Source organism: Pirellulales bacterium, assembly GCA_033762255.1.
Lineage (GTDB): Bacteria > Planctomycetota > Planctomycetia > Pirellulales > JALHPA01 > JANRLT01.
The window spans coordinates 15854-39791 of the sequence record JANRLT010000045.1; the positions used below are offsets into that span (position 1 = coordinate 15854).

At 55.6% G+C, this 23938-nt stretch carries 19 protein-coding genes; 11 read left to right on the forward strand and 8 right to left on the reverse strand.

Features of this window, described 5'->3' with window-relative positions; all coding sequences use genetic code 11:
• Positions 1 to 149 precede the first annotated feature (149 nt).
• Entirely contained in the window at positions 150 to 656 is a 507-nt protein-coding gene (locus SFX18_13465) for a 3-hydroxyacyl-ACP dehydratase FabZ family protein (protein ID MDX1964156.1), read from the forward strand.
• A 115-nt stretch (positions 657 to 771) separates the two neighbouring features.
• Positions 772 to 1560, forward strand: a complete 789-nt coding sequence (locus SFX18_13470) for a rhomboid family intramembrane serine protease (GenBank protein MDX1964157.1) — start codon at positions 772 to 774, stop codon at positions 1558 to 1560.
• A gap of 24 nt (positions 1561 to 1584) precedes the next feature.
• Here SFX18_13470 and SFX18_13475 read toward each other — a convergent pair whose 3' ends face one another.
• Positions 1585 to 2397 carry a 2-phosphosulfolactate phosphatase gene (locus SFX18_13475; protein ID MDX1964158.1) on the reverse strand — a complete coding sequence of 271 codons (813 nt, stop codon included), beginning with the start codon at positions 2395 to 2397 and terminating at the stop codon, positions 1585 to 1587.
• A gap of 363 nt (positions 2398 to 2760) precedes the next feature.
• Between SFX18_13475 and ubiE the strand changes: the two genes are divergently transcribed.
• The 4 genes from ubiE to SFX18_13495 all read left to right on the forward strand — a co-directional run bounded on the left by ubiE (position 2761) and on the right by SFX18_13495 (position 7503).
• Complete coding sequence (gene ubiE, locus SFX18_13480) at positions 2761 to 3492, forward strand: bifunctional demethylmenaquinone methyltransferase/2-methoxy-6-polyprenyl-1,4-benzoquinol methylase UbiE (GenBank protein ID MDX1964159.1); 732 nt, start codon at positions 2761 to 2763, stop codon at positions 3490 to 3492.
• A 96-nt stretch (positions 3493 to 3588) separates the two neighbouring features.
• Complete coding sequence (locus SFX18_13485; protein ID MDX1964160.1) at positions 3589 to 4296, forward strand: flavin prenyltransferase UbiX; 708 nt, start codon at positions 3589 to 3591, stop codon at positions 4294 to 4296.
• Positions 4297 to 4518: 222 nt separating this feature from the next.
• Positions 4519 to 5790, forward strand: a complete 1272-nt coding sequence (locus tag SFX18_13490; protein MDX1964161.1) for an outer membrane beta-barrel protein — start codon at positions 4519 to 4521, stop codon at positions 5788 to 5790.
• A gap of 231 nt (positions 5791 to 6021) precedes the next feature.
• On the forward strand, positions 6022 to 7503 hold the full coding sequence (locus SFX18_13495; GenBank protein ID MDX1964162.1) for a hypothetical protein: 1482 nt from the start codon (positions 6022 to 6024) through the stop codon (positions 7501 to 7503).
• A 37-nt stretch (positions 7504 to 7540) separates the two neighbouring features.
• Here the strand turns inward: SFX18_13495 and hisG are convergent, their stop codons facing one another.
• From hisG to SFX18_13525, 6 genes are all read right to left on the reverse strand, one after another.
• Positions 7541 to 8395: an ATP phosphoribosyltransferase gene (hisG, locus tag SFX18_13500; protein ID MDX1964163.1), complete on the reverse strand. Its 855-nt coding sequence runs from the start codon at positions 8393 to 8395 to the stop codon at positions 7541 to 7543.
• A 15-nt stretch (positions 8396 to 8410) separates the two neighbouring features.
• Positions 8411 to 9247: a type I restriction enzyme HsdR N-terminal domain-containing protein gene (locus SFX18_13505; GenBank protein ID MDX1964164.1), complete on the reverse strand. Its 837-nt coding sequence runs from the start codon at positions 9245 to 9247 to the stop codon at positions 8411 to 8413.
• Positions 9248 to 9704: 457 nt separating this feature from the next.
• Positions 9705 to 10805, reverse strand: coding sequence for an agmatine deiminase family protein (locus tag SFX18_13510; GenBank protein MDX1964165.1), 1101 nt, complete (start codon positions 10803 to 10805; stop codon positions 9705 to 9707).
• A gap of 332 nt (positions 10806 to 11137) precedes the next feature.
• Complete coding sequence (locus SFX18_13515) at positions 11138 to 12250, reverse strand: hypothetical protein (protein MDX1964166.1); 1113 nt, start codon at positions 12248 to 12250, stop codon at positions 11138 to 11140.
• 45 nt (positions 12251 to 12295) lie between these two features.
• Positions 12296 to 13975 carry a serine/threonine-protein kinase gene (locus SFX18_13520; GenBank protein MDX1964167.1) on the reverse strand — a complete coding sequence of 560 codons (1680 nt, stop codon included), beginning with the start codon at positions 13973 to 13975 and terminating at the stop codon, positions 12296 to 12298.
• The gene (locus SFX18_13525; protein ID MDX1964168.1) at positions 13965 to 14573 is read right to left on the reverse strand and encodes a sigma-70 family RNA polymerase sigma factor; all 609 of its coding nucleotides are present in this window, start codon (positions 14571 to 14573) and stop codon (positions 13965 to 13967) included. The genes SFX18_13520 and SFX18_13525 overlap by 11 nt, the downstream gene beginning before the upstream one ends.
• 339 nt (positions 14574 to 14912) lie before the next feature.
• Here SFX18_13525 and carB point away from each other — a divergent pair, with 339 nt between their 5' ends.
• From carB to SFX18_13540, 3 genes are all read left to right on the forward strand, one after another.
• Positions 14913 to 18194, forward strand: a complete 3282-nt coding sequence (carB, locus tag SFX18_13530) for a carbamoyl-phosphate synthase large subunit (protein MDX1964169.1) — start codon at positions 14913 to 14915, stop codon at positions 18192 to 18194.
• 60 nt (positions 18195 to 18254) lie between these two features.
• Complete coding sequence (locus SFX18_13535; GenBank protein ID MDX1964170.1) at positions 18255 to 18884, forward strand: hypothetical protein; 630 nt, start codon at positions 18255 to 18257, stop codon at positions 18882 to 18884.
• A gap of 333 nt (positions 18885 to 19217) precedes the next feature.
• A complete protein-coding gene (locus SFX18_13540; GenBank protein MDX1964171.1) occupies positions 19218 to 19784 on the forward strand; it encodes a hypothetical protein in 567 nt (188 codons plus the stop codon).
• Positions 19785 to 20193: 409 nt separating this feature from the next.
• Here the strand turns inward: SFX18_13540 and SFX18_13545 are convergent, their stop codons facing one another.
• Positions 20194 to 21060 carry a hypothetical protein gene (locus SFX18_13545; GenBank protein MDX1964172.1) on the reverse strand — a complete coding sequence of 289 codons (867 nt, stop codon included), beginning with the start codon at positions 21058 to 21060 and terminating at the stop codon, positions 20194 to 20196.
• Positions 21061 to 21851: 791 nt separating this feature from the next.
• Between SFX18_13545 and SFX18_13550 the strand changes: the two genes are divergently transcribed.
• Together SFX18_13550 and SFX18_13555 are read left to right on the forward strand one after the other, a co-directional pair.
• On the forward strand, positions 21852 to 22754 hold the full coding sequence (locus SFX18_13550; protein ID MDX1964173.1) for a DMT family transporter: 903 nt from the start codon (positions 21852 to 21854) through the stop codon (positions 22752 to 22754).
• Between the two features lie 139 nt (positions 22755 to 22893).
• Entirely contained in the window at positions 22894 to 23877 is a 984-nt protein-coding gene (locus SFX18_13555; protein MDX1964174.1) for a homocysteine S-methyltransferase family protein, read from the forward strand.
• Positions 23878 to 23938: the final 61 nt, after the last annotated feature.

Sequence of the window (23938 nt, forward strand, 5' to 3'; positions counted from 1 at the left end):
CCGCAAGGCCAAGCGTAAGCATATTAAGACCTAATACAATCCCGTGTAGGGGATTTGGCTATGTTGTCGGAGTGGGGGCGGGTACCGCGCCAAGCGTGAAGCGGCCGTCCCGGCGCGGGCGTTCTTTGTGAATTCGCGGGAGCCGGTGTTTGCCTACCAAGGATTTAATCGTCGATCCCAGTACCCTGAATTTGGATCACATCTTGTGTGATGTGACCGAAATTCGCCGGTACAATCTACAACGTTTCGAAATGGAACAGTTGACGGCGATCGTCTATCTCGACCGGGAGAAAAACATCGCCGTGGGTTATAAGGATATCACCCCAAATGAGTTTTGGGTGCGGGGGCATATGCCCCAATACGCGCTGATGCCCGGCGTGATCATGTGCGAGGCAGCCGCGCAGCTAGCCAGTTTTTATACCCAAAAGTACGATCTCTTGGGTGCGAAGGTTGTCGGGTTTGGCGGCCTGGACGAAGTCAGCTTTCGCGGGCCTGTGGTTCCCGGCGACCGACTGATCCTGGCGATCGAGCTATTGCGCTGTCGGCGCAACGCCATGCTCATCGCCCGCTTTCAGGGCTTTGTGCGGACCGCGCTGGTGTTGGAAGGAAAAATTAAAGGCATCCCCCTGCCCATTGAAAATCCCAATTTTGGTTAAGCGCCGCGGCCCGCCGTTGGCCTGTGGGGCCGCGGGTTCCCTCTCTGATGGCCCCCTGTTTTTGTAAAAACTCCGCCCCGGCGGGGAAATGAATGACAACCAGGGGTTTCCCATTATGTTTCCCGTCGCCGATGAAAACTTTGCCCGTCGCGCGCCTTTGGTCACCTGGCTGATCATCGGCCTGAATGTTTTGGTGTACCTTCTTTGCCTGCGTTTATCGGAGCAGCAGCTTTTTGAATTGCACGCCCACCGGGGCTTTGTGCCCGCGCGGATCGAGCAATTGACCACGCGAAAACCGCTGGAGATTCCCGCGGGGGAAGTCCAGGTGCGGTTTGGAGCGGGATTTGTCCAGCATCTGCAGCCCGTCTATCTGCTGCGGGCCGATTCCCGCGAAATTTACACCTCCCTTATTACTAGCCAGTTTTTACATGGCGGTTTGCTGCATCTGCTGGGCAATATGTTGTTTCTGTATATCTTTGGCAATAATGTCGAAGACCGCCTGGGCCATACCGGCTTTCTTATTTTCTATATCTGTGGCGGAATTGTCGCCAGTGGATTTCATTGGGCGATACACTCCGACAGCCTTTTACCAACGATCGGGGCCAGCGGCGCGGTCGCCGCCGTGTTGGGAGCCTATTTTGTCACGTGGCCCCATGCCCGCGTCCATATTTTAGTCCCCATTTTTATCTTTCCCCTGTTTTTTGAGTTGCCCGCCTGGCTGGTTTTGGGCTTTTGGCTGGCGGGGCAGATCCTGGAAGGGATCAAAGTTTTAAACATCGATCTGGGAGGGGGAGTCGCCTGGTGGGCGCATATTGGGGGATTTATCTTTGGAGCCGGGGTGCTGGCCCTGTTAAATTCCCGACAGGCGGCCCGATCACCGGAGAAGATTGCGCCTCGTTGGTAATCACCGCTTTTTTGTGCGGTCAGCTTAGGTAATCACCCAGGTTTGCAGATCCAGCATGGGGACGCGACTAGATTGGTCAATTTTGGCCGCCAGGGCCAGATCACTTTCCAGGCCTATCCCCCGAAGGTTGCGGCCTCCCTGGGTATTTGCCAAAGTTTTTAACAGATGTTGGCGTTCGGTGTGGTTCAGCGTTTCCCGCTCGCTATGGGACAGGTCCAACCAGGCCCGACCCCGTGCCGCATTTGCTGGCCCAATTACCCCTTGCCAGGCCTCCAGCGCCAGCCAAGCCTGGTCATTAAGTGAATGATCATCCAGGCTCGTGAACATTCGCTGGCAGATGGCCCCGGCGCACAATACGTCTTCCCGGGTAATCCTTCCCCGTGTTCCCGCGCACAGCAAATGGATAGGGCGTTTTCCCTTGATCGCGGCCAGGCGATCGGCCACCGCCGTCAAATTGACAAAGCTCCCCACCAAGACCTCACTGGCCAAGCGGCAGGCGGACATCGCCAGCGTGCCATTGGTCGTGGTAAAGACCACGGTTTTATCCCTTACGCGCGTGGGGATATACTCCGCCGGAGAGTTCCCCACGTCAAATCCAGCGATGGGAAGGCCTCCCCGTTCACCCCCTAAGAGCGCGGTCCCCGCGGGAAGGGTTGCGGCTGTTTTTTGGGCGTCGGCCACTTCGAGGCAGGGAATAACGCGGCTGGCGCCATTATCCAACGCGGCGGTGATCGTGGTGGAGGCCCGTAAAATATCCAAAACCACCACTGTCCCCGCGGCGAGTTCCTCCGCTGTGGTTAATTGAGGTAAAAAATGGACGCAGAGGGTGTTCAGCATGGCACTTCGCGCGAGTTGTCCCGCGCGGTTGGAGGCGGGGTGATATGTAGGTCCATTCGTCGTGCTAGTGGCAGAAGTATTCCTGGTTGGCTGGTTTTTGATCATGCGGAGCCAAGAATTTTTTATCCACACCGGGGCGCCAGCTATGCTTTTCGTCTTTGAATATTTACAATGGACAGTTTAATTGTGACGTAACCACAAGCCTTAAAAGGGTTTGCGTGCTCCGTCCGGCGGGAGTTAACTCCTCGGGCCGGTTAAATCCAGCGGATTATCACAGTTAATCGAGCGTGAACTGTTGACCGTGTTAATAACATTTTTCTTAACGCCTGTGGATTGGTCAATGGTGGAAATTTCAGGTGCAATGTGACGCAAGTCGATAAATCCAACGCCCGCGTGCAAAGAATGTTTGGCGAGATCGCGCCGCGCTATGATCTGATGAATCACGTGCTGAGCGGTGGAATTGATATTTACTGGCGCTGGTTAACCGCTCGGCGGTTGAAGTATGATTTGAAGGATGTGCCGATTTTGGACCTCTGTACCGGCACGGGGGATTTGGCGTTGACCCTGGCTAAACGGACGACCGCTCCGGTCATCGGCGCGGACTTTTGTCCTGAAATGTTGGATATCGCTCGCAAAAAAGCGGTTCAAGCCAAATTGCACGCTAGGGTTGCTTTTGTCGAGGCCGACGCCCAGCAGCTTCCGTTTGAGACGGACCACTTTCAATTGGTAACGGTCGCCTTTGGCCTGCGCAATGTATCCGACACCGACCAGGGTTTGCGCGAGATGACACGGGTCTGCCGTCCCGGCGGCCAAGTCGCGGTATTGGAATTCAGCACGCCCCGTTGGCAGCCGTTTAAGGCTTGCTACCAATGGTATTTTAAGAATGTCCTGCCCCGCGTGGGCCAGGCCCTTGCCCGAAATTCATCCGCCGCTTATGAGTATCTGCCCGCTAGCGTGGGGGAATTTCCCGCGTACCAGGCCCTTGTCAAGCGAATGGAAGCCGCGGGTCTGGCGAACGTCAAATTTTATCCCCTCACCCTGGGTGTGGCGACGCTCTACGTGGGAGAAAAGGGGCCAATTGTGAATGATGAATGAAAAATACGGCAGTACTTACGCTTGAAACCAAACACCATGCTCTAAACTCCACTACTCCAGACTCCAGACTCCAGACTCCAGACTCTAAACTCCAGCATGCCCCCGATTGTTCTTGCCCTCACCGGAGCTAGTGGCGCGCCGTACGGTTTGCGTTTACTGCAAGTATTATTGCAGGCCGGGCAAGAAGTTTACTTAACGATTAGCCCCAGCTTTGGCGAAGTGTTGCGTCAAGAATTGGGAATAGAGATAGATTTAAAGCGTTTTACTCCCCAACCGTTGTTAGCTGATTTACAACTGTGGCAAACGCATTTGGCGCAGCAGGGGGGGTGGAAATCCGCATTACCCGGCACTGGAGCTCCTCGTCTGGGTGAGTCGCTCCCCCCATTGCCTATCGATACAAGTCGGTTGCGTTATAGTCATTTTCAGGACTTGCTTAGTCCCATTGCCAGTGGCTCGGCATTGACGGCGGGAATGGTGGTTTGTCCTTGTTCGGGGAGCACATTAGGGGCTATCGCCCATTCCCAGGGGAGTAACCTGATTCATCGCGCGGCGGAAGTGCACCTAAAGGAACGGCGAAAGCTGATTTTGGTGCCTCGGGAAACGCCGCTCTCACTGCCGCAAATTGAAAATTGGCGGACCGCGACCTTGGCGGGGGCCGTGGTTCTGCCCGCCAGCCCCGGCTTTTACCATGAACCCACCGGCCTACTGGATTTGGTAGATTTTGTCGTGGCGCGCATTTGTGATCAGTTGGGTGTAGCGCACAAACTCATGCGTCGTTGGGGATCGGGGCAGGCAACGGAATAAATTATGTAAAAATCATTGCTGCTAGCAGCTATCTTATGGGGCCAATTGCCATCCGCCACGCTAGCTGAAGAATTGCAGGAAGACTGTTTTCCCTTCTATTAACCTATAAAATTGGCTCAAATTCGCGTTGACGTCGCGGGCGGAAACGCCGATAATCCCCGCCACTTTTTTGACTGGCGGGCCGTATGACGGCTTGCGATTTTTTGCCCCCCTGGTGCTGGATTGCCGCGTCAGCGAGTGGTATTCCCACGACTTATCGCGCAGCTATTGGTGATTCTGTCCCTGTTGGGGGCAATCTCCGCCAGTCGCAATGTTTCGCTGCGCGCTGCTCCGGCATATTCGCGCTCCACGACACAAGAATCCCCCGCTGCGCCGCGGGCTGGTTCGGTGACGCGGCCGTCCACCGCAGGTAAAGGAGTGGCAAATTCCGGCTTGCGTTGGCGGTCGACAGCAACCCCGCCGGTTATGTCAGAACCTTATGACGCGATGACGGAAGAGGCTGAAAACACGGAATTTACCCCCCGGACGGCTGCTGTCTTGGCCCAAACCGGCGAGACTACCGCAAACACTCCACTAGCGGAATTGCCCCCTCCTAACCCAAAATCAAACCCAGAAATTCCACGGGAAAAACCGCTTGTACGGGATTCGGGCGCTGCACCCCTACCACCCCCGCCAGTCCCGCAGTCGCCGTTTAATGGTTCCCTTCCCGGGGATAGCCCAGGAATGGAGCAACCCTGGGAAATGAGCGAGCCCCGTCCCCTGCCGGGGATTTCCGCGGAAGAGGCGAACGAGTTTCTTCCCGGGCCGCCGGACGGGAAGTCCCCTTGGGCCGAAGCTCCTCCGGTTGCCGACGACCTCAACTGGCTTCCACGTGTTTTTCGGCAACGGGCCCAAGAACGTTACACGGGGCACGGAGAGCCCCTGGTCGCGGGATCGTGGCTAAATCGGCCGTATTACGTGGGTGGGTTTATCGGCGGGATCTCGGGAGAGACACTCATTGCCGACGAGGTGAATCTGGGGACTGGCTTTTTGGGCGGGTTTCGCCTGGGCTGGGATTATGACCATTATTGGGGCTTGGAAACGCGATTGGCCTTTAGCGAGCAGGGCATCGATTTTTTGGGGAGTCCCGGCAGCGATAATTTTACTAGTCAACTGTTGTTATGGGATGGCAGCCTGGTGTATTACCCTTGGGGGGACGCGCGGTGGCGGCCGTATGTGGGCTTGGGGATTGGCATCGCTGACTTTGACTATACCGATGTCAGCGGCTTGCGCCGTAGCGAGGGAGTATTATCCACGCCAATCGGCGCGGGTCTAAAATACCGCCATAATCAATACTGGACGTGGCGTCTTGATGTCACGGATAACATTATTTGGGGGGGGCAGGCCGGTTATGAAACGCAAAACCAACTCTCCTTGACCGCCGGGGTCGAATTGCGCTTTGGCGGCACGCGCAAAAGCTATTGGCCGTGGAACCCCAGCCGACGCTGGCGGTAGCCGCAAAAATTGCTACCGTCGCGCGCGGCGGTACCTGTAAAATGGTCTTGATGTTATGGAAGTAACATTTTTGACCCTCTTCCGCTAAATCGGAAATGGTTGCTTTATCCCCGAATTCCTGGGATATTAGTCGCTTTGCTGGCCGTTTCTTATCACGGCCATTTTTAGCATCACGTTTTTCATATTCTTGAACTCTTTAACTTCTTGTACTTTTTTAAAACAGGGGTCGTCATGATGCCCATGCTTACACGGTTGGCGTTCTGTACGTTGGGAGTGTTGCCCTGGATCATGGGCTGCGGGGGGCAATCCACGTCTCCTGCCGCGGCGCAAGCGACGATGAATGCCGGTAACGCACCCGCTGCCGCCGCTGGAAACGCAGCGACTCCTACCCCGGTACAGCCTCCCGGGCCGCCAAAACCGGCCCTCGCGCCAGGCAAGATCGTGCCCGCCCTGGAATTGGCGAAGGTCTTGGACATGCGCAAGTTAAAATTTCACAAGGAAGCCACGGTCGGGCGACGACAAACGGGTTTAATTTACGCCCTCGTCCCGGGAGAACAAAAACCGATCAAGGAATACCTGACCCAGCAACTGGCGGAGCAAGGCTGGGTGCCTGGAACCGGTCCCAATGACAATCAAGTCTATGAAACCAGTTCCAATACGAATTTTGTAAAAGCAGGGGGATACTCCCTTAGTTGTTCAATTTCCGAGGGGGGTGAACCGGGCAAAACAGGCGTGATGTTGGTCTATTACGGCAATTATGACGTGCGCAACCTGCCCCATCCCGCGGACTGGACAGAGCTGTATGGCAGTCAACACCAGGTCATGTGGGTCACTCCCCTCAATGTCGCCGATTCCCACGCGGCGATGATGAAAAGCCTTGCCGCTGCTGGTTGGCAGAAATATGTCCGGCCTAACACCTCTGGAAATAACGATGCCGAGCGGCCCACCGTGACTCTGCGGAATCAAGGTTACACATTGACCTGTTCCACCAGCGCCGCCCCGGCTCAACAGGGAAAAATCGTCGTGCAAATTACCCTACAAACCCTTGGGAACGAACTGCCCGCGCCAGCCGAGGCGACCGATGTGGAATACGATGATTCCGACTGGAAACTCTTTTGCAAGATTCCCGGCACCATCGCCAAAGTCAGCGAATACTACGATCAGGCGATGATCGCCGCGGGCCACAAGCTGTTCACTCACGACGAAGAGCAAGAGGGGAAGCGAATTTTACGGTACAAGACCCCCCGCGAAGACATCATTATGATCACGCTCGAGCAGCAGCCAGAAGGCATCGTGTCAGTCGATGCCCAGGGGTTCCCGATTGAGATCTTGCGCGAGTCAAAGGAAGAAGCGAAAAATAGCGCTGGTCCCGCGGAAGCCGAAGAGCAGCCACCAAAGCCAATATTAGTAAGCCAAATTCCGCTCCCCAAGAAAATGGTGAACTTTCAATACTTAGCGGCGGAGAAACAGGTGTTGTTGAAATCCCAGGTTGATCTGGAAAAGACTGTCGCTGCCATTCGTGAAAGCATGGGCGAATCAGACTGGAAAGAATCAGCCGCTGCCCAGGTCAATACTCCCCAAAAGGTGCAAATGCAGTACACATTGGGAGAGTCCCGCGTGACGATTACGGTGACCAAGCCAACTCGCAAAGGATTTTTAACCGCAATTGAGGTGCAGACCGAGGGAATCGATTGGAGCGAATGGGAAAAATAGTGTGCGATGCGAATTGGGGCTAGGTTAATACCCTCACTCACAACCTGCAATTCGTAATTTGCGTCTCCAAAATTGCCGACGCGCCCAGTTGTTCCAGTTGTTCCATGATAGGGATGACTTCTTGCCGCCGGACCATCACCTTGACCGCGCACCAAGCCGCGTCCTCGAGCGCGCTTACCGTGGGGGAGTTGAAACCCGGCGTGATCTTTTCCGCTTGGGCCAGCTTGGCCCGAGGCACGTTGTATTCCAACAGGGAGTATGCCCGCGCGATGACGACCCCTTCGAGCCGCCGCACCACGCGGTCGGCCAATTCCGCGTGCCGCGCGGCGCGGTTCTGGATCAGAATTGTCTCGTAGCTGCCAATTTCGTCCAAGATCCGCAGTTGATTGGCCGCCAGCGTGCTGCCGGTTTCGACCAGATCAACAATTCCGTCCGCCACGCCCAAGGCGATCATGATTTCGACAGACCCGGACAGATTGACCAGATGGGCCGAGGCGCCATGTTTGGCCAGATATTGCCTTGTGACATGGGGAAAGCTGGTGGCGATGCGCAGGCCGTTGAGTTCGGCGGCGGATTTGACCGGGCTGGATTCTGGCACGCAGACAGCCAGTCGGCAGGTCCCCACGCCGAGGGGGAGCCTGTGGACGACATCGGCGGCGCTTTCCAGGATGAGGTCCCCCCCGGTGATGCCTAGGTCGATGGCTCCTTCAGCGCACAGGACGGGGATGTCGTCGGTGCGGAGGAAGGTGACATCGACGGGAAGTTCCTTCACCCGGGCAAAGAGCGTTCGCTCGCTGCGGCGAAAGCTGAGCCCCGCTTGTTTGAGGAGTTCCTCGGCCAATTCGGCCAACCGCCCCTTGCTAGGGACGCCGATGCGTAGATTGTGGGTCATGGGGGAGATGGGAATTTACGATTGATTGGAGTTGTTGTTAACTGGACCTTTGGTGATTTTATCTTTTTCTGAAGAGTCATCATTTTCCGCTGCATTTTTTTCTTCCTTGCTTCTAGCAATTGCTTTCAGCATTTTGTTGATTTTCTTTTTTGCTTCATCGGCTTTGTCACCTTCCATAACTTCACGCTTGATGACTTCGTTAATCAAGACCAACTGAATTTGCTCAATTTCAATGCGCACGTCAGGAGAGATTTGCTTGAGCCCTTTGCGAATTGAATTTAATACTGGATTTGACAAAAGCATGTTTCCAATAAAGAAGCGACTAAGAGCTTGCTGTTGGGTATGGTAATCACCGAGAAGTGATTTGACCCATGCTTCACGACACCACATAAATAAAATTTGCAAATCATCCTCTTGCTTGGTGTTTAGGCAGCAAAAATTTATGTCAATTACAAGGTCTTTGTCGATGGGTTTAGAAAATGCGACCTTGTAAACCCTCCAGTGAATACCATTTGTTAAGATTACCCAGTCAACACCTTCGTTGGTTGCATAATCTACAGCTTGCTTGACATGGCCATCTTTAAGTTCCAAGCCGATTGCCTTGACTTCAATCAAGCATTTCAATTCATTGTCTAGCTTGATTGCCAAATCGCAAAAAGTGCCTTTGATCGCATACTCAGAAGTAACCTCAGAGTACTTATCATAACCAAAAACTTCCGTAAGCATGTCCTTAACAATAGTTACTGTATCGGCCTCGCCCACATCACGGGACTTTGACTGGTCCAAGATTGGTTGGAACTTCTTGATCCCGGAGACAAGCCGATCCTGCACTTTTTTGGGAATGTTGGGCATCTGCTAGCCTCCAAATGCTTAAATAGTGAGAATTGGAGTTTTTCGTCCATGTTTTTTTTAATCGAAAATAGATGCCTTAACTAGTAGACTTACAAGAATAATTTTAAAAATGAAAATTTAATTTGTGGATGGTAATCGAAGTGTGGACTTACACCCATCAAACGCTAGACTGTTCCACGAAATTTATCTTGGTGCGATGATGAATCGGGCCGTTGGCCCTGCCAAATTGATGTTAACCATATACCTAAGGCGACGCTGCGCTTGCCCTAGGCTGGGATAGGTTGGGCCTTTGGCCCGCAAGTTATTATCACTTTTTGCGCAAAGAACTGCCATGTTTGGCCCACAAGCGAATAACGATGTTAGCCGTCCATCACTCGTATTGCAAACAAAAATCCTAAAGCAAACGCGATTTGCCCTCTGGTTTATTGAATGTTTAGTCTCGCGGAAATGTAATGTGTCAGCCCCCCGCCAACCGCGGCTCTTGCTGCGTAATACAGTGAAACGCCCCCAGGCCCCAGGCCAGTTCGCGGGCAAACAGGCCGAGCACCTCGCGCCCCGGAAACAGCGGACGCAGGATGTCCAGTGCCGCATGATCCGCCGGATCGCCAAATTGCGGGACTAGCACCGCGCCATTGGCGATATAAAAGTTGCAGTAACTGGCTGGCAGACGCTGCCCCTCATAATCCATGGCCCGTGGCAGGGGCAAGGGAATAATCGTCAACGGCTGGCCGTCCTGGTCGCTAAAACTTTTTAAGCGGCGCAGGTTATCTTGCAATGCGGCATAATTTTCGTCCGTCGGATCTTCCTCCACCGCCGCCACCACGGTCGTGGGATTCACAAACCGCGCTAGCTCGTCAATGTGGCCGTCCGTGTCGTCACCCACGATTCCCGCGCCTAACCAAAGGATATTCGTGACATTCAGATAATCCGTCAGGTATTTCTCGACGCTGGCGCGGTCCAGGTGGGGGTTGCGGTTGGGATTGAGCAGGCATTGTTCCGTGGTGATGAGCGTGCCGCGGCCATTCACATCAATCGCCCCCCCCTCCAGAATAATTCCAGGGGTAAATTTGTTTCGGCCGGTCAGCGCGGCGATTTCGGTCGGCAAGAGGTCATCCAGCTCGTAGGGGGGGTATTTGCCCCCCCAAGCGTTATATCCCCAGTTAATCAGCGCGGGGGGCGCGCCCGGTTTTCCATTCAAAAAGATAGGCCCACTATCGCGCAGCCAGGCGTCGTCCGTGCGCACGTCATGGACGGTGACACGGCTTTGGTTTTGAAAGAGGCGGGATACCTCGGGAAAAAGCGATTCCCCCCCAGCCAAGATGTGGACCGGCTCGTGCCGCGCCAACGTTCGGACTAAATGAGCGTATAAGCGAGGTATGGGCGTAAAATTTCCCGGCCAACTCGCTTCCTTGTGCGGCCAAGAAAGCCACGTCGCGGCGTGTGGTTCCCACTCGGCGGGCATTCGGTAACCCAGCGCGCGGGGAGTTTGCCCCGACCAATTATCCTGTTGGGACGTGGTTTCGCTGGGGATCTCTGTGGCGGGGCGATCCAGGGCCATGCGGGCTGCCGGTCAAAGAGGCGTGAAGGGGTTGTATTTGGATAGGAACTGCCCAGTGAGGTGGGTAGGCTCCCTTCCACTGTTATTGGCCTGATTGTCCGGCAAAACGCAAAAAAATTCAAGTGTCCCAGAGAGGAGGCTGGTTTTGTAGCGTAGGAAGAGCAGACTAGCTGATAATGAAGATAATTAATATATAACTGCACAGTCCTAATTGGAAATTTTTGTATGACAGCGCACAGTATTTCTCCCTACTATACTACATAGATCATCTAATAAAACCGCCCTGGCCGCGTGGGCGGCCAGGGCGTGAAGTTCCTGTACTCTTACCCACTCTAGCGCGTCGGGCCTTCTTCCTCCCCTGGCGCGGGGACGGTGGGATCTAACGGTAGCACCTCCACACGGCGAAACGCTGCGCTACTGGGCGCACCGGCGGGAAGGTCGTACCCCTCTTCGCTACCCGAGAATCCACCCCCACCGGAGGAGTCAGCACCGCTGGGATGCACAGGGATCGGTGCGGACAGTCTCGGCAGTGGTCCGGGGATAGTTGGGGGTGGCACTAGTGGAATGCCAGCGGGAGGAGCGGCATTGGGTGTGGAGGAAATCACATCTCCCAGGGGGCCAGTCCCTGGCAATGGACTACCCCCTCCGCCAAAAAAGCCCATTCCGTCCGCCTCGCGCAGAATGACCTTGTACTGCAAATCGACCGCCTCCTGGCTGGATTGCAGGCGTTTTTCCAGTTTGGCCTCTAGCTCTTGGACTTTTTTCTTTACCTCGTCCAGTTCCCGCACGCGGTACTGCATATCGGCCACAAAGTACTGTTCCAGCGCCTTGCGCAGATCTTGTTCCACTTGCTCGCGCTTGATTTCTGGCGAATGCAATTGCCCTTTCAGTTCCTGGATTTTCTGCATCAGTGCGCCGCGCTGGTCCGGAGGCTGTTGTAACGACTTGATATAGTGAATAGGCCCCGATGAACTTTTATTAATAACTTCTGTGCGATAGACCATTAAAGGAATACGCCCCACATGCTTGAGTTTGCGAATTTCGTCGAGCGAATGCAGTTTATCCAGGGAAATCTGGGGTTGGTCGGCACTGCCGCTTTCTACGGTGCCAATCACCACGGTATCCCACCCCGTGACGATGTCTGAAGTGCGGTGACCAGGCCCGCCAGGACCAGCATCAGGCGATCCACCGGGACCGGTGACAGGTGATGGACCCACCCCCGTTACGCCCCCCGGTATGCCCGGTCCCCCTACTTCGGGGAGTATGGGACTACCCGCCCCTCCTGTTGTCGCTCCCGGAGGTGCGCCTGCTCCGGCAGACGTTGTCTCTCCGGTGGGATTTAGCGCGTTTGGGAACTGCTGGGCCAGTGCCGCGGTCAGGGCGACACTCATCAATGCCCCCCCAGCCAAAAGGTAAACCATACGTGAATTCATCAAAGCAGGCATAAACATCTCCAAGGAAAAAGAGTTGGCAAGCCGGGTCGAATAAAATCATTCTTGTTCTAACTGCCGCAAGCGTGTTTGCAGTTCCACTGTCTCCAGGGGGGCAGTGTCGCACGGGATGGCTTCGCATGCCGCAGGTTCCGTGACTGTCTGCAACCGCGCGTTGATTTGTGCCAGTTCCGCGGCAAATTCCGCGTCCGCCTGTGGCGCTAGCAGCAGCCCCGCGGGATCATAATTTGGCAAGGAGGACAGTTTGGCGGTTTCTTGTAGCGGTTTGTTGCCGATGCGCACGTCAGGTTTCTCAGCGGAGGGTGTTGGATTTGCCCTGGTAGGCTGTGAGGCAATTTTTCTCATCGTGTCGGTATTGGCATTAACACCTTTATCCAGGCCGTTCCACCACCATGCCGCCACTATCAACAGACAAGCCGCCAGCGCCGCGCTCCCCACCAGCGCGCGCTGCTGACGTCGCAGGTATTGCCGCGCGGCCCGTAACCAGGGACGACGGGGATTTTGCGCGGACTCTAGTTGCGCGAGCAATCGACTTCGCGCTTCGACGGCGGAAGGAATTCTGCGCGCGGGGCGCTTTTCTAGTAGGTTGTCAATCAGGTCCGACAATTCATCCGGAATTTCGGGATTGATCTGCCACACCGGCCGCTGCCGGTCATGCACGATCCGGTGCAGCACCCCCATCGCCCGTTCCGCCCGAAAGGGGGGCCGGCCCGTTGCCATAAAGTAGAGCACTGCCCCCAGGCTAAAGAGATCCGTCCGTTGGTCGGTCGCGTCCCCGTTGGCTTGTTCGGGGGACATGTAATGCGGCGTCCCCGCCACGATCCCCGTATTGGTCAGGCTGGCGTCATCCACCGTCCGGGCCAGGCCAAAATCCGTCAGCAGCACCCGTTCGACCCCATTCTCTAGGAGGATGTTCGCGGGTTTGATATCGCGGTGGACCAGTCCTTGTTCATGCGCGGCGGCCAGTCCCGCCGCCGCCTGCGCGCCTATCCTTAAAATTTCTTTGACCGTCAGCGGTCCATTCCGCTCGACGCGGGCTTGCAAGGATTCTCCCGCGATAAACTGCATGACCAAAAACGGCACATCCCGCGTATTTTCCCTTGTGCGGGGGGCGGTCTCGACCGTGTGGATGGCCACGACATGCTCGTGCACAACCGCGGCGGCGGCTTTCGCCTCGCGCGCAAACCTGGCTCGCGCCGCCCCGCTGTGCGCCAAATGCCGGGCCAATACCTTGATCGCCACCGGGCGATGCAGTTCGGTGTCAAAGGCCTTGAGCACCACGCCCATGCCGCCGCTGCCGATGACTTTTTCGATTTCGTATCGACCAAGCCGACCCAGCATTTCGGGATGGCTGGGGGGGCTGAGAAACTCCAGCGTGGGTGTGGATTCACTCTCCGCCGGTTCATCCGCAAATATCGGCCGATCACCCGTGGGCCACAAATATACGTGGCTGCTCGAGGGATCGCCGCCAGGGACACTAACGTTTCCCACGTTAAGCTGCGTGATGTCCGTTCCGCTGAGCATTTCCCGCACGAGGGGCATAAATTCCGCCGAACCGGTTAATTGATCCAGCCGTTCCTGGCAGAGGGGGCAGTCTTCGACATGCGCGGCGGCCTGTTGAAAGTCAGGGCTGGATTCAGCGCCATGCACTAGCAATTCCAGAGCGCGGTCGTCGGCATGGGGAGCAAGATGGATGGTCATGGCTGCCTCAATGGTCATGGGGGATGGTGGTATTGGCTACAAGTTCGCGTAAGCGGCCCAGGACACGGCAACGGGCGATGTGGACAGCGCCCGTGGTCATGTCTAGTTCTGCGGCGGCCGCGGCGCAGGTCAGGTTGTCGAGGCTGGTCAGGGCAAAGGCCCGCCAAGTCTTTTCGTGAACTTGGTGGCGGACTTTATCGGCGGCCCAGGCAAAGATTTGGCGTTGAAGTTCCTGGTCGAGATCGGTGGAAAGGTTGCTTTCGGGCGCGGGCTGATTATCAAACAGGGGAGTTAAATCGCTCCCTCCCGCGCTCCAGGGGCGGTATTTGCGGCGGGTCAGGACCTTGAGCAATTGATTACGGGCGATGGTAAACAGCCAATCACGAAAGCGGCCGCGTTCTTTGGCGGGATCCCACCGACCAATCGAGCGTGAGACCGCCAGGAAAACATCTTGGACCAGATCGCGGGTGTCGGCTTCTTGCAGACCGCGACCGCGGGCCAAGCGGCAGATGAGTGGTTCATAAATTTCGGCAAACTCCCGCCAGGCCGCATGATCGGCGGTGTCGGGCAACCGCAGAATCAAGCTGGCACGGGTATCGGGGGCGGGCGTGGTCACGGGGGGAGTTTGGAGGAGTGGCGTAGTGGAAGAGTTGCGCGAAATGGCAGGGAGACAGCTTGGCCCTATTGTAAACAGCCGCGCGGGGGCGGTGGCTTTCACGGGGTGTGGGGGGTGGTGATAGGAACGATGTACAAAAAAATCGCATTCTTTTTTATTTGTCTTGAATTATTCACCGTAACAATTAACTTTGCTCCCCCCCGCCCCCCCGCCCACGCGCTTGAATTTGTGCCAACGGATGTGGTATTCTCGGAAGATTTAACACTCCCGCACAAATTGGGCGTGTTTGTCGCAACTTGTTACTGCTATTAATTTTACGGCTATTCCCCAGGATTTCACGTGCCCAAGCGTACCGACATCCACAAGATTTTAATCATTGGTTCCGGCCCGATTATCATTGGCCAGGCCTGCGAATTTGACTATTCCGGGACGCAGGCGTGCAAGGCCCTGCGCGAGGAAGGGTACGAGGTCGTCCTGGTCAATAGCAACCCCGCCACCATCATGACCGACCCCGGCACGGCGGACCGCACTTTTATTGAGCCGCTCACCTGGGAAATCGTGGAAAAAGTCATCGCCGCCGAACGCCCTGACGCCCTATTGCCCACGCTGGGTGGCCAAACCGGACTCAATCTGGCCATGTCCCTGGAAAAAAAGGGAATCCTGGCGAAATACAACGTCGAAATGATCGGCGCGCGGGCGGATGTCATTCAAAAAGCCGAAGGCCGCCAGGAATTTAAAGAGGCCATGGAAAAAATCGGCCTCGATGTCTGCCGCGGCCGCACGGTTAAAAATATCACCGACGCCCGCGCAGCCCTGGCCGAAATTGGCCTCCCCTGCGTCATCCGGCCCAGCTTTACCCTGGGAGGCAGCGGCGGTGGCTTTGCCTACAACCACGAAGAGTTCGAAACCATCGTCCAGCGCGGGCTCGATCTTTCTCCCGTGACCGAAGTCCTGATCGAGGAATCCATCCTCGGCTGGAAAGAATACGAAATGGAGGTCATGCGCGACGCCGATGATAACGTTGTCATCATCTGCGCCATCGAAAATTTTGACCCGATGGGCGTGCACACCGGCGACAGCATCACCGTGGCACCGGCGCAGACTTTGACGGACAAGGAATACCAGCGGATGCGCGACGCCAGTTTGGCCGTCATCCGCGAGATTGGCGTGGAAACGGGGGGCTCGAATATTCAGTTTGCCATCGATCCGCGCACCGGGCGGATGATTGTCATCGAAATGAACCCCCGCGTCAGCCGCAGCAGCGCGCTGGCCAGCAAGGCCACCGGCTTTCCCATTGCCAAAATCGCCGCCAAATTGGCCGTCGGTTATCGGCTGCACGAACTAGCCAACGATATCACCCGCGAGACCAAGGCCTGCTTTGAACCGACCATTGATTACGTCGTGACAAAGATTCCGCGCTTCGCCTTTGAAAAATTTCCCGAGGCCGATCCCCGCCTGACCACCCAGATGAAAAGCGTGGGCGAGACGATGGCGATTGGCCGCACGTTTAAGGAATCATTTCAAAAAGCACTGCGTGGGCTAGAGGTCGGCAGTTTTGGCTTTGGCAGCGATAATAAGGACCTGTGGGGTACGCCGCTACAGCCCAGTTTGGATGACATCCGGGCAAAAATCGCGGTGCCGGGGGCGGACCGGGTGTGGCACTTGCGTTACGCGTTCAAAGCGGGTTTATCGGTGGAGGAAATCCACGAGATCACCCATATTGACCCGTGGTTTTTGGACGAATTGCAGCAAATTGTAGAGCTGGAAACAGAGTTGCGCGCGGTGGCGAATCTGGCCAGTTGCCCCACGGAACTCTTGCGGCGGGCCAAACGGTTTGGTTTTTCGGACCGGCAGCTTGCGCATATTTGGAATACAACGGATATGCAAGTGCGCGAGGAGCGCAAGCGGCGGGGGATCATCGCCACGTTTAAGTCGGTCGATACGTGCGCGGCGGAGTTCGAGGCTTACACGCCGTATTATTATTCCACCTACGAGACCGAGGATGAAACCCCGGCTAAACAGCCTGGAACCAAGCGGATCATGATCCTCGGCGGCGGGCCCAACCGCATTGGCCAGGGGATCGAGTTTGATTATTGCTGCTGCCATGCCAGCTTTGCCCTGGCGGAACTGGGGATCGAATCGATCATGGTCAACAGCAACCCCGAGACCGTCAGCACCGATTATGACACGAGCGACATTTTGTTCTTTGAGCCCCTCACGACCGAGGACGTGCTCAACATTTGCGACCGGATGCAGCCAGACGGGGTGATTGTGCAGTTTGGCGGGCAGACGCCGCTCAACCTGGCCCGCGCGCTCTGGACGGCGGGCGTGCCGATCATCGGCACCAGCGTGGACACGATCGAGAACGCCGAAGACCGCGAAAAATTTGCCCAACTGCTGGAGCGGCTGAATTTGCGGCAACCCCCCAATGGCATTGCCCGGACGATGGATCAGGCCCGCGCGGAAGCGGCCAAAGTCGGTTTTCCCTGTTTGGTGCGGCCCAGCTTTGTGCTCGGGGGCAGGGCGATGGAAATTTGTTACGACACGGCGCAGTTTGAGCGTTACGTGACCGAGGCATTCCTGGTCAGCCAGGGGCAGCCGGTGCTGATTGATAAGTTTTTGGAAGACGCGATCGAGGTCGATGTCGACGCGATTGGCGATGGGCAGGACGTCATCGTCGCGGGGATCATGGAGCACATTGAAGAAGCGGGGGTGCATTCCGGCGACTCGGCCTGCGCGATCCCGCCGTACAGCCTGTCGGGGCCGACAATCCAGGAAATCCGCCAGGCCACCATTGCCCTGGCCAAACACATGCGCGTCATTGGGCTAATGAACGTGCAGTACGCGCTGAAGCGCGAGGATGACCGACTGGTCCTGTACGTATTGGAGGTGAATCCCCGCGCTAGCCGCACGGCGCCGTTTGTGGCCAAGGCCACCGGACTGCCGATTGCCAAGGTTGCGGCCAAGGTCATGGCGGGCCAGTCACTCGCCGCGCAGGGAATCACCAGCGACCCCATCCCCACGCATGTCAGCGTAAAAGAAAGCGTCTTTCCCTTTGTGAAATTTTCCGGCGTGGATATTATCCTGGGTCCGGAAATGAAAAGCACCGGCGAAGTCATGGGGACGAGCGAGCGGTTTTCGATCGCCTTTGCCAAGGCGCAATTGGCCGCGGGGACAGTGCTGCCGACCTCCGGGACGATTTTTTTATCCATGCACACGCCAGCGGCCAAAGCGGCGATCGTCCCCTTGGCGGCGCGGCTGGTCAAACTGGGCTATCAACTGGTCGCCACGGTGGGAACCGCGCTCAGCCTGGAAAAAGAGGGGATCCCCGTCGAACGGCTCAAGAAACTGCAAGAAGGGCATCCCAACCTGCTGGATTACATTATCGACAGCCGCGTGCAGCTCATTATCAACACCCCAGGGGGAAAAGGGGCCCGCACGGACGAGGGGCGGATCCGAGCGGCGGCGGTCAGCCACGGCGTCCCGTGTATCACGACGCTCCCCGCCGCCGAGGCCGCGGTCCGCGCGATCGAGGCCCTGCGCGAAGAGTCCATGGAGGTGCAGGCGATTCAGGACCGACTGCGGGAAGTGCTGGAGTTGGCAGCGGCCGGAACGCGCTAGCGTATGGTAGGCCGCGACGCGTAGCGGGGTTCTTGCATTCTATTACACGATAGTAGTTCAATGGCGAATTCAGCAATTCCAACGCAATTCACTGCTAAAACATGGATATATAGCATTCAGCTAATCGTGTTTGGCGGGCTTGCTGCTTTTTGCTTTTTGTTTGGACCGTTGTTTTTATTCGGTTATCTAAAACGAGCAGATGGAAAATCTGCCTTCGAAGCTGGGATTGCACTCTCAGTCATGTCACTGCCGTTTCTGTTGGTTGCGGCACTCGCAGCTTTTAATCTCTTGGCACGTCGACGTCCACTTATCCGGATTTGTCAGGAAGGCATTGAAATCAATCTGATTGGTTCATCGTCGTTAGATAACGTGCCGTACCTTCCGGGGTTGGTTCGCGTGTTATGGCTGGTCTTTTCACTGCAAGGTTTTCGCCAGCAATTGCTGATTTCACTATGGGAATCACTGCACCAATCCAAGGTATCTGGCCCGCCTATGGCACGAACCTTGACACTAATTGGCGCATTTTATCGACAGGGTCTTTCCGGGCCTAATCAACAAACTCCCGTTGCCACGAGAATCACATTTCCGGAAGTCGCATTTGCAAGGCCACTGCATGAAGTTGCTTCGGCACTCCGTGCTTATTGTCAAAACTCAGAATTGAGAAGCAATCTTCCGCATTTAAGTCGTTAGAGATTGCAGTTAATTACAATTGCCGGGTACTCCTGATTAGCGTTTAGCCTCGGTTATTGACTGGCTACCTCAGGAACTTGTTCCTGGGGCGCGCAGCGGTAAGAATCGTACTTGCAAATACTTCCGCTCAACTATGGGGCTGCTTGTGCTGCGCACACCGCATTAAGTGTCGATACTACCCGCTGGCCAAGTTGGTGGGTTGTTCGTGGGGGTGCCAACAAATGGCTTTCAGCAAGAACGGTGCAAAATTAAAATAAAAATAGTAAAAACGACAGTGTTAACCGCGCCAGCTCGACCCTTACACCAATACCAAAGATTAGGGGGCATATTCTTATGCGTGACCAAGTACTTCAAGCCTTCCAGGTATTAGAAGGCGCAACTACATGGTCGGACGTACTCGAAGCATGTCGACAGCTCTTCATGCACTCGGATGAATACCACCATGCGGGGCAAAATCCATTTGTTCCTGCCGAAGTCGATGCGGTTGGCAAGGCAATATTAGAATACATAGAGAATCCTGACTACCCAGTGCTCCGTGAAATCGTATTCCAGGTTCCCCGGCCACTAGAGGGAAGTTCTATTGAAATCAATGAATATGCATCCATATTTTCCGATGATATGCTGTATCAGAACGGTTCAATCGAGTTCGCATCGCTTGATCTTGAATACCTGCGGAGTCGTCTGAAAATCTATCTCGTAGGAATTCTTTTTCGGTATCAGTTCTGCATCTCCGAGGATCGCGCGGCATTTCCAGTTTCTAAGATTCTCGACTATATGGATGGCGTAAAAGTACTGTTTTCGCAAGAGCAAAGGGATGCTGAGCTACACGACGCACTTTGGACGACGCTTAAAGCACTTGATTCTCTTGAGCCGCATCACAGAATAGAGGAAGAGGCGTGAAGGGTGCCGCGAGTTAATGAATAGGTTTCAATCTTTTGTAATATGAATCGGGCCGTTGGCCCAACATTTTTTTATTTCCCTATAACCTAGGGCGACGCTGCGCTTGCCCTAGGCTGGGATCGGTTGGGCCTGTGGCCCACACAGCGTCAAGCGTGTTTACCCAGCAAAGAGTCAAATGCTTCTGGCCCATCCATTTTTCATTTCTGAGCCTTGAGTGAAAGCGAGTATAGCCCAAATTATTGACTGGCTACCTCAGGAACTTGTTCCTGGGCCGCACAGCGGTAAGAAGCATACTTGCAAAGATTTCCACTCAACTGTGGGGCTGCTTGTGCTGCGCAGACCGGAACAAGTTCTCGGGTCACCCGCGTGCCCTAGGTGGTACCGCGCCTTCGTAATTTTTCTAACAAAGTCAATTTGGGCTTCGTCGCCGTGTTAATATCCATATGGCACTGACGACGGTGATGCCCGCAAATACCAAACCGCTCGGCTCTGGCACAGCCATGTCTTCGATCCGCACATAATCGACGTTGAGTGTTCCCAGATGAGATGGTCCACCGGCGCCATTGAAGGCATAGTACCTGAAGCCTAACGATATGCTAGTTACCGGGTTTGTGGCGACTCCCGTGTAAAATCGACTCCCGTCCCAATCTGCTTTGACCAAGTTGTTCGACCGATCAAGATCCACGCTCGCCGTGTCGGCAAGCGGCGCGGACCCCATCCCCGTGTCTGTGAAGGTGTTCCCAAAACCCACGTATCGGCTGCCCGAAAACACAACCCAGCCGTCGGACATGATTGCCCGTCCCACGGTGTCGCCGTTGCTGTCGAATAGACGCAGCTCAACCGATTGCATCGCACGTACGCTATTGCTGCCCCCTGGAACTATTGAATCCCAAGAAAAGTCAAAGTCGATATGAAAGTCCGAGACTGGCGGGATGTTACGGCTAAGCGTAACAGTCGCAATTGGTCCGCCGTTACCCGAGTTGATCACCGTGGGGGCAATATCAGTGACAGAGAGTGTTGTTCCGCTTTCTGAATAAGTCCAACCCGTCGCATTGGTAAGCGTCACGTTCCAAGCAGGGTCAAGAACACCATCATTAAAGTGATCTTCTAGCACCGTTGCCGCACCAGCGGGCAAAGTTATGATTGAGAAAATTGTGAGAGTTGCAGTAACAAGAAGCATGATACGGCAACCCAACGAGCGAAAAACAAGATTCATGAGCAGTTCTCCCCAATTTAAGATAGAAAAGTTAAATGCTGTGTAAATTTCATAATTCATTCTAACGCTTTTGATTGCCTGGTGCAAAAGTAATGCTTGTATATGTTTGTAATGGCCTTGAAGATGCAGCTTATTAGCGTGTAAGTAGAGCGTTGCGGTGTGCCTTTTCGCACACTGCAAGTGGCCAGTGGGTAGCTTAAGTTATTGACTGGTTACCTCAGGAACTTGTTGCTGGCGCAGCGATAAGAAACAAACTTGAAATTCGTTTCGCTTTACTCAGTGGGCTGCATGTGCTGCGCAGGCCGGAAAAAGTTCCTGTGCCATCCGTAGGATATCCATGAATGAAAAAATCTTTTTGGATACACCTGTATGAATCGGGCCGTTGGTCCTACCTATTGAGTTTTACCATTAACCTAAGGCGACGCTGCGCTTGCCCTAGGCTGGGATAGGTTGGGCCTGTGGCCCGCATAAAATTTAAAACGGCTAGCCTAGTTTATTGACTGGCTACCTCAGGAACTTGTTCCTGGGCCGCACAGCGGTAAGAAGCATACTTGCAAAGATTTCCGCTCAACTATGGGGCTGCTTATGCTGCGCACACCGGAACAAGTTCCCGGTGCAACCCGCGGAACCCGCGTCCTAGGTGGGACTGCGCAGAAGCTGCATTTTTGATAGGGGAAAGCCGGATAGCGGCTGGTCCCACCCTACGAACTTCTTGTGCTGCCCACACCGGAACAAGTTCCCGGTGCTATCCCCTCCCGCTTTTTTGTTGACGCCCAGACTAGCCTGCTGTATGTTACAAAGGCTTTTCCCACAGCCCATTTTCACGGCAGCACACATTCCCCACCACGCCCATGCCCCCCTGGCTAGTTTGGACAATCCTCGCGCTGGTTTCCTGGGGCATTTGGGCCGCGTTGTCCAAGGCCCTGGGGGACGCCGTCACGCCGCGGCAATGCCAAGCGTATTCCACACTGGGTATTTTGCCGATCCTTGGCGGCTTGGGCTTTTCTGAGCAGGTAAAGATTGAAGCGGATCTGGCCTGGAGCATTTGGTATGCTTTTTTTGGCGGGTTGATCACGTGCGCGGGGAATCTGTTTTATTATGCGGCGCTGGCGCGGGGAAGCAAGGTGGCGACCGCGGTGTCGCTGACCGCCCTCTATCCGGTCGTGACGGTGCTCTTGGCGGTGACCGTGTTGAACGAGCGATTAAACAGTGTGCAAGTCATTGGATTGTTCCTGTCGCTGGGGGCGATTTGGTTAATTAATATTGCCGGCGAAGGAAGCGTCCTCTCGAGTGTGAACTTTTTGGCGTTATTACCGATTGTACTCTGGGGCTGGTCGGGCTTTATGGAAAAAGTCGCCACGCTGACCCTGACCGGCGAGACCGCGGCCATGTTTTACCTGGGGGCGTTTCTGCCCGTGGGCCTGTACTTTGCCCTGACCGAACCATGGCCGCGCGGGCTGACAGTGAACCAATGGCTGATTCTGCTGGCGGTGGGATTTTTACTGGCGTTTGGGAATTACGCGGTGCTGATGGCGTTTGCCTACCAGGGTAAAGCGGCGGTTATTGCCCCGATTACCAGCCTTTATCCCATGATTAGCATTCCCTTGGCGGTGTTGTTTTTTCGCGAGTGGATCGGCCCACGCGAAGGAGTGGGAATCACGCTGGCATTACTGGCGGTGCTGGCGCTGACGTGGGAATTTCCCCAGGAGGTAAATACCGCGCGGCATGATGTTGTTTTAGCCGTAGGACGCTAGCCAGCGGTTACAGCGGCAGAAACCATGGGCGAGTGCCCAGCGGCTGATAGACCCACAGCGGCAGAAACCATGGGCTAGCGCCCAGCGGCTGACCTATACATCAAGACTATTAAATCATTCATTTTTACTAAGGTGTCGCATGAGTCTGTCGATTGTGGATCGTATAAAATCCGGCGTTGTCCTGGGGGATGGCGGTTACCTCATCGAACTGGAACGCCGCGGCTATGTGGATAGCGGCTCCGGTCGCGAGCGCGTGGGGACGGGGCGCGGCAGCGGACAATTCACGCCAGAAGTCGCCATCGAAAACCCCGACGCCCTGCGCGAACTGCACCGCGAGTTTCTTTTGGCCGGTTCACAGGTGCTGCAGGCCCTGACGTTTTTTGGGACGCGGGAAAAGCTCAATCGCGCGGGGTACGGGGGCGAGACCGAAAAGATCAACGCCACGGCGGTCAAGTTGGCCAAGGAAGTCGCGGGAGAGCAAGCGCTCGTTGCGGGAAGCGTCTCGCGCACGCAATTGACCGAGCGCGAGGGGATGGCCTCGCTCGATAAATCACGCGAGCATATCGCCGAACAGATTCGTTTGCTGAAGGACGCGGGGGTGGACTTTTTGATCTTGGAAACATTCTTTCACCTGGCGGAAATGCGCGTCGCGCTCGAGTGCGCCGCTGCCGCAGGATTACCCGCCGTCGCCACGATGAGCTTTCGCCCACTGATTAGCAAATGCAGCGATGACCACACGCCGGCGGAATGCGCCCGCGTGATGGCCGACCTGGGAGCGATAGCCGTGGGTGCCAATTGCGAACAGGACCCGCGGCGGATGCTGCCGCTATTGCGCGAGATGCGTGCCGCGACCACGGTACCCTTGGCCGCGCAACCGGCGGCATTTCATACGACCGAGGAATGCCATTCCTTCACGCGCTTGCCCGCGTTTCCCGACGATCTGGAAACGATTCAAGTCTCGCGCAAGGAATTTTTAGAATTTGGCAAAGTCGCGGCGGCGGAGGGGATCGGTTTTGTCGGCGGCTGCTGCGGCTGCAACGCGGCCTATATCAAGGCCCTGGCCACGGGCCTGGCAGCCAGCGAAGTGCAAGCGACCAAGCTGACGGATTCCGTGGGGAAATAACACGACAATAACCATGCAGACACACGTATACCCCACGCCCACGGAGGCCAACAACGCGGCG